Here is a 3696-nt window from a genome sequence, read left to right as displayed (position 1 = left end):
GTCGAACGCCGTGGAGGTTTTGGTGGGCCGGGTACGGCGCAAGCTCGGCACCGACCTGATCCAGACCCGCCGCGGCTTCGGCTATTTGATCGAGCCCGACCCGACCAAAGACGGCGACGCCCGGTGACCCGCCGCTCCCTGCGAGCTCGGCTCGCCGTCGCCGGGCTCCTGTCCATTGCCCTTGCGCTGCTGCTGGCGGCACTGAGCCTGGTAGCCCTGTTCGAGCGGCATGTGGAGCGGCGCATCGGCGCCGAGCTGACGAGCCAGCTGAATCAGCTCGCGGCGGCTGTGCGCATTGCCGACGGCGGCCTCGCCGTCGAGCCGCGCCCGTCAGACCCGCGCTTCGAGGCCCCCCTCTCCGGCCTCTACTGGCAAATCGACGACACCGCAGCAGGAAGCGGCGGGCTCGGCGCCATGCGCTCGCGCTCCCTTTGGGACACGGAGCTCCGACTGCCCACGGACCAGCTTCCCGTCGGCAGCGTCCATGCACACGCCCTACCGGGCCCAGGCGACCGGCCGCTACTGGTGCGCGAGCGCAGCATCCGCCTCCCCGCTACTGGCGACCCCGACCACAACGCCGAGGGGAGAGCCCTGCGGCTCGCGGTAGGACAAGACCGAGCCGAGCTCATCAACGCCCGCAATGCCTTCGCCGTCGAGATGCTGCCCTACCTCGGCGTCATCGCCTTGCTGCTGCTTGCAGCCACTTGGGTGCAGATCCGTGCCGGTCTGGCACCGATGGAGGACGTGCGCCGGGGCATAAACGACGTCCGCGCGGGCCGAGCCGAGCGTCTGCCGGAACAGTACCCGGACGAGGTGCGCCCGCTGGTGGCGGAATTGAATGCCCTGCTCGCCGCACGCGAGCAGGCTGTCGCCCAGGCCCGAAGCTGGACCGCAGACCTCGCGCATGGCCTCAAAACCCCCCTCAGCGCCCTCGCCGCAGACGCCGAACGCCTGCGCAGGGAGGGCAATCCCACCGTAGCGGCGGACCTGGACCAGCTCGCCGAGCACATGCGCCGGCGAGTGGACCGGGAGCTGATCCGCGCCCGGGTACGCTCGGGAGCACGGCCACGCCAGGCCCGCGCCGACGTCGCGGACGCCCTGGGCCGACTACTGGGCACGCTCAAGCGCACGCCGGAAGGCGGGCGCATCGAGTGGATGCTGACGACACCCAATAACGCCATCGCGGCATTGGCGATGGACGATCTGCTGGAGCTCCTTGGCAACCTTCTGGAAAACGCGGCCAAGTGGGCACGCAGCCGGGTGGTGATCAAAGCGTCTGCTGGCGACGCGGTGCTGGTGACCATCACCGATGACGGCCCCGGCGTACCGCCAGACCAGCTGCACCGCCTCGGAGAACGCGGCCTGAGGCTCGACGAGCACAAAGCCGGCTCGGGGCTGGGCCTCGCCATCGCCCGCGACGTGGCCGATGCCTACGGGGGCGCGCTGGAGTTCGCGCAGGCGGCGGGCGGAGGCCTCGCGGTGAGCGCGCTGCTTCCAGCCGCGGCCAGTGACGCCCAGAAACGGCGAGTGAACCGTTCGTCGTAGTGACGCCTGTTTGCACCAACGAGCACTTCGTACCGGCTGGCAGCGCATCACCCAGGCGACGATGGCGCGCGCCCGCTCGGTGACAAGGGTGTCAGCCCCGGCCTGAGAGGTTGCGAAGAAACCCACCGGCCTTGCCGGACGCGCCCGGAGACGCCCTCGTGACGTCCGGCGGATTCTTCGCAACATCTGAGCGCTCCCCTGCCTCATGCGTCGCGCCCGCGCAGCGTTGGGCGAGCCTGCGCAGCCCCTCCAGCGCAGGCGGCAGAATGTCGTCGTCGATCTGCCGTGGGAAGACCATGTACGCTGGTTGGGCATACGCCGGCGCCTCGGCGACCTGAAACAGCCGGCCGGCTGCCACCAGCGGCTCGGCCATGCGCTGCGGTAGGAAACAGGTACCGCGGCTTTCACCGCCTATGCCCAGCATGAGTTGTACTGCGAGCCAACCGATGTTTGCCGTCCGCGGCGGTGGAGCGAGGTCCGGCCAATTCTCTCGCTGCCAGGCTTGAAAGCCGGGGCCCCAGTCCACGTCGATGTAGTCCTCGCCGGGCCAGCGGACATCGGGGGCGGTGCTCACCATGACCAAAATCTCCTCGAACAGCTGCTCGACCACCAACTCCGGCGCGTGGGTCGGGGTATACATCAGGGCGACGTCGAGCGTGCCCTCCCGCATCCGGCGCATCAGATCGTCTTCGAAGCCGATCTCGCACTGCAGCGACACGTCCGGTGCCTTCAACCGCAGCCAGCGCACCCAGCGCGGTAGGCAACCGTCCCACAGGGCGATGCGGGCACCCACCCGGACGGTGCCGCGAAAGCGCCCGGGCAGCCCCAGATCATGACGTGCCTGCTCGACGGTGAGCACCAAGATCTTCGCATGCCGCAAGAATCGGCGACCCGCCGGCGTCAGGCTGGCGCCCGCGCGGTTGCGCACAAAGAGCCGAGCACCCAAGTCTGACTCCAGCGCGCGAATCCGCGCGCTGACGGTGGACTGAGTGACATGCAGCCGCTCGGCGGCCGCGAGGAAGCTGCCGTGGGCCGCGATAGCGAGAAAGGTGCGAGCCTGGTCGATGTCCATAAAACCTCTGCCTCAGGGCTGCGTCCCGACCGCGATCCGTGTCACGGCTTGCCTGCACCCCCAACGGGCGGACCCGTTTGTATCGATATAGTCGATATTAAAGCCCAATATCTTTCGTTTGTCTGGATTTATGTTGCACCTTATGCTCGATCCACACACAAGCGAAGGAGGGTGACAGATGGTGAACCTGGCCAACCGAAACGCGGCGCTGCGACTTGACGCACTTGCCCGTGACGAGGAGGGATTCCTGCTCGACGCACAGCTCTGGACGTCCGAGCTCATACCGCAGCTCGCCGACGAGAGCGACCTAGAGCTCACGCCGGAGCGCGAAGAGGTCATCCATTGGATCCGCGACTACTATGAGCAAAACGACAGCGTGCCCGAGGCCCGCACCCTGCTCGCCCACCTGCGTGGGCATTGGGGCGCCGAGCGCGCAACCCGCCGTTACCTGTACCGGCTCTTTCCGCGGGGCTACGGACAACAGGCCTGCAAGATCGCCGGCATGCGCAAGCCGCGAAAGCTCATGCTCGACGTATGAGCCCTAGCTTCTCGGCGTGGGCTTGGCCACCGCTATGCCCAGACGTGCAACCACCAGCAATAGTCTGAGCACGTCCTCCCCGCGATTGTCAGCGCTGCGACCATCGCGCCGGGGACGGCTCAGGCAGCCTCTTCCACTCAGTCCTGCGCCTTGCGCTCTCGTCGCCGCCGGTGCAGTGCGGGCTCGGTATAGCCATTGGGCTCGTTGCGGCCGTTGAAGATTAGGTCGCAGGCGGCCTGAAAGGCGATGCCGTCGAAAGTGGGGGCCATCGGCGTGTACATCGGATCGCCCGCGTTCTGGCGGTCGACAACCTCCGCCATACGCTTCAGCGTCGCCATGATCTGGTCCCTGTCCACGACGCCATGGTGCAGCCAGTTCGCGAGCAGCTGGCTTGCAATGCGCAGGGTGGCGCGGTCTTCCATCAGTCCGGTGTCGGTGATGTCAGGCACCTTGGAGCATCCGATGCCCTGATCGATCCAGCGCACCACATAGCCGAGGATGCCCTGGCAGTTGTTGTCCAGCTCTTGTTGGATGTCCCCGA

4 protein-coding genes and 1 pseudogene are annotated in these 3696 nt (G+C 67.5%); 3 read left to right on the top strand and 2 right to left on the bottom strand.

All coding sequences use genetic code 11. From position 1 onward, the window contains the following. Both I6U14_RS10780 and I6U14_RS10775 read left to right on the top strand, forming a co-directional pair. Positions 1 to 127 (top strand): winged helix-turn-helix domain-containing protein (locus tag I6U14_RS10780; RefSeq protein ID WP_296899215.1); only part of this gene is annotated, 127 nt, incomplete at its 5' end. Then, complete coding sequence (locus tag I6U14_RS10775; RefSeq protein ID WP_296899214.1) at positions 124 to 1545, top strand: HAMP domain-containing sensor histidine kinase; 1422 nt, start codon at positions 124 to 126, stop codon at positions 1543 to 1545. The genes I6U14_RS10780 and I6U14_RS10775, both read left to right, overlap by 4 nt. A gap of 91 nt (positions 1546 to 1636) precedes the next feature. Here I6U14_RS10775 and I6U14_RS10770 read toward each other — a convergent pair whose 3' ends face one another. Next, entirely contained in the window at positions 1637 to 2617 is a 981-nt protein-coding gene (locus I6U14_RS10770; protein WP_296899212.1) for a LysR family transcriptional regulator, read from the bottom strand. Between the two features lie 178 nt (positions 2618 to 2795). Here I6U14_RS10770 and I6U14_RS10765 point away from each other — a divergent pair, with 178 nt between their 5' ends. Continuing rightward, the gene (locus I6U14_RS10765) at positions 2796 to 3155 is read left to right on the top strand and encodes a TusE/DsrC/DsvC family sulfur relay protein (protein WP_296899210.1); all 360 of its coding nucleotides are present in this window, start codon (positions 2796 to 2798) and stop codon (positions 3153 to 3155) included. Between the two features lie 137 nt (positions 3156 to 3292). On the opposite strand, the pseudogene I6U14_RS10760 reads toward I6U14_RS10765, so the two are convergent. After that, positions 3293 to 3696: pseudogene (locus I6U14_RS10760) on the bottom strand (malate synthase G); the annotation flags it as partial.

The sequence above is a fragment of the Thiohalocapsa sp. genome (genome assembly GCF_019695415.1).
Lineage (GTDB): Bacteria > Pseudomonadota > Gammaproteobacteria > Chromatiales > Chromatiaceae > Thiohalocapsa.
This window is presented reverse-complemented; position numbering and strand designations above follow the sequence as displayed.

Excerpts from the sequence above, each read along its gene's own strand:
- I6U14_RS10770 (WP_296899212.1), bottom strand. The coding sequence starts at position 2,617 with ATGGACATCGACCAGGCTCGCACCTTTCTCGCTATCGCGGCCCACGGC.
- I6U14_RS10765 (WP_296899210.1), top strand. The coding sequence starts at position 2,796 with ATGGTGAACCTGGCCAACCGAAACGCGGCGCTGCGACTTGACGCACTT.